The sequence below is a fragment of the Gordonibacter sp. genome, assembly GCF_036667095.1.
In the GTDB taxonomy this organism is placed as follows: domain Bacteria; phylum Actinomycetota; class Coriobacteriia; order Coriobacteriales; family Eggerthellaceae; genus Gordonibacter.
Genome location: NZ_JAVWUP010000315.1, coordinates 1 through 2,254 on the forward strand (window position 1 = coordinate 1; position 2,254 = coordinate 2,254).

Here is a 2,254-nt window from a genome sequence, read left to right on the forward strand (position 1 = left end):
GCCGTCATCGGATGGTGCCTAACGCTTGCCGGTCGAGCCATGGCCTGATTGATGCGACTCTCACCAGTTTCTTTTTCCTGCGACTTTCGCCCACCTCTATATGAGGGATGGGGTCGATGCGGTTGTTGACCGCCGCGCGCATCATTGCTTCCGACACGCCTCCGATGCGTGCCGCCTCCTTGATTGGTGCATAGTATGGTGCCGCCTCCTCGAATAACGCAGTGAGCGCATCTGCCGTGATGATGTGGATGGGTGATTCTGCTGTTGATTCCATGCAAAACAACCTCCTTTCGTCTTATTTATTCTGGTTTCTTCATTGCATTCAGTTTTCAAGGTGCTGTGTTTAAATCGGGTCGCTCGCGGAGCATCCGAACATTTCCGATAGCTCCTTCATAAATGGCGACACATGCGGTTTCATGCGGGTATGAGCAAAAAGCCGAAACATAAAGCGAGTAAAACGAAGCTAATCACTAAGCGTGATATTGCGCTTGCCATGCTTGCCGGACTCTTGATGTTCGCTTTTGAGCTCGTTCATGATCTGGTCGTGATGGTTCTGCAGCATGCGTTTTAATAGCACGAGCAAAAACACGTTGACCGCAGCGGAAACTGCTACCGAGCTAAGAATCGCTAATTCCACTTGTCCACATCCTTTCGACAATTGTTTACTTTTAGGTGACACGTGTTGTTTTGTGATCGCGTGAGATGTTTGGACGACATACAAACCGGTTATATAGGTGGTGCCTGTGTCAAGCTGCGCAACGGCTTGGTGGAGTGTGCTTCATTCATTGTTTCCGCTCCGTGCAGTGGCTTCTGCTTGCTGCTGGGTTGCGCACTCCTCGCATTCGAACGGCTTGTGGCCGAAGGGAAGCGTATGGCAAAGTCCGTAACCATATGGGCACTCCAGAATCTTGCCTGGGTTGCGATTGTAGAGGTCTGCCACTCTCTTTTTGGTTGAGTACGTATCCCAGCTGATACTCAGCAAGAGGGCGAAGTTTGCGACTATCAGTAGTCCATCGAGCATTGTTTTTCACTTCCTCTCAAAGTGCGGTGGTAGGGCTAGATTTCCTTTAGTTGCCAATCTGAGCAACGTCTGCGCAATCATGGAACAGCTTTACGATGTCATCCGCTTCTGCGTCGGGCTCGGTTCCGTCTTTGGTGAGTGCGTTGCCGATTGCTTCGGCGTAGTTGTGTAGAAGCTCTCGCTGGGTTGGTACGTCGCCGTCGGATTCAAGCAGGTAGTCGAGAGACTGATCAGGGAAAAACTCGTTGCGTATCATCTTGATTTCGTCAGTCGTGAACGGAACGAATTCGTTTATTTTTTTGTTCACGTTGCTCAATGTCATTTTGAGAAGGTCAGCGATATCTTTCTGTGTTACGTATTTCGAGCGAGCTATCTCTGCTTTGAGGTTATTAAGGGCCATATGATTTCACCTCCTTATTAAAATTAAGAACATTAATAGATTATCTTAATATTAATAAGTTATCAATGCCTTTATTAAAAAATGTTATCATATGAGAGAAATTTAACTGTACTGCTCATTTTTGATAAGGAGGTGAGACGGTTGGGAAAGCTAGAAGACCAGATAAGGGACAGAATAGAGCTTATTTACGGTAGCATCCCGAAATTTTCTGATGAAGTTGGTATCCCAGCTCAAACGATATATGGCCTGTTGAAACGTGGTATAAACGCAGGAACGGCAAGTACAGTACTGCCGGTAATTGCGAAACTTGGATATGACCTAAACTGGATAGTTAAGAATCGTCTAATAGATGCTGGGAATGATAGCTCCGACTTCGTAGACGTGCCTCTTTACGGCTCAATAGCGGCAGGAACCCCTATCGAGATGGTAGAAGTCGAAAACACGCATCCTGTGCCAACCAAAGTTCATGATATGCATCCAGAGGCTTTCCTCCTGAAGATAGAGGGGGAGTCGATGAATCACATACTGCCTAACGGATGCTACGCGCTTATAGACCCCAGTAATGAGGTGGAGAAGGATAACGATCCCTACGCCGTATGTGTGAACGGATATGCCGCCACCATCAAGCGCGTTAAGAAGCTCGCCAACGGGTTCCAGCTTGTACCAGATTCGACCGACCCAACCTACCCTGTGCAGACGTTCAACTACAACGAGCCTGATACAGAGACTATCACCGTAATCGGGCGCGTGGTGTACTATGTGCTGCCGTATGACTGGAGTTTTTGATAGAGACGATTTCTGTGGTTACGCTGTTTGAGTCTCAAGCAATTCAA

General features: G+C 47.6%; 4 protein-coding genes. 1 reads left to right on the forward strand and 3 read right to left on the reverse strand.

Going from position 1 to position 2,254, the window contains the following annotated elements:
* Window positions 1-4: 4 nt before the first annotated feature.
* The 3 genes from RR842_RS14120 to RR842_RS14130 form a co-directional block, all read right to left on the reverse strand.
* Entirely contained in the window at window positions 5-274 is a 270-nt protein-coding gene (locus RR842_RS14120; RefSeq protein ID WP_332730213.1) for a hypothetical protein, read from the reverse strand.
* A gap of 189 nt (window positions 275-463) precedes the next feature.
* A complete protein-coding gene (locus tag RR842_RS14125; RefSeq protein WP_332730214.1) occupies window positions 464-637 on the reverse strand; it encodes a hypothetical protein in 174 nt (57 codons plus the stop codon).
* 430 nt (window positions 638-1,067) lie between these two features.
* Complete coding sequence (locus RR842_RS14130) at window positions 1,068-1,421, reverse strand: hypothetical protein (RefSeq protein ID WP_332730216.1); 354 nt, start codon at window positions 1,419-1,421, stop codon at window positions 1,068-1,070.
* Between the two features lie 141 nt (window positions 1,422-1,562).
* Between RR842_RS14130 and RR842_RS14135 the strand changes: the two genes are divergently transcribed.
* Window positions 1,563-2,207: a S24 family peptidase gene (locus RR842_RS14135; protein WP_332730218.1), complete on the forward strand. Its 645-nt coding sequence runs from the start codon at window positions 1,563-1,565 to the stop codon at window positions 2,205-2,207.
* Window positions 2,208-2,254: the final 47 nt, after the last annotated feature.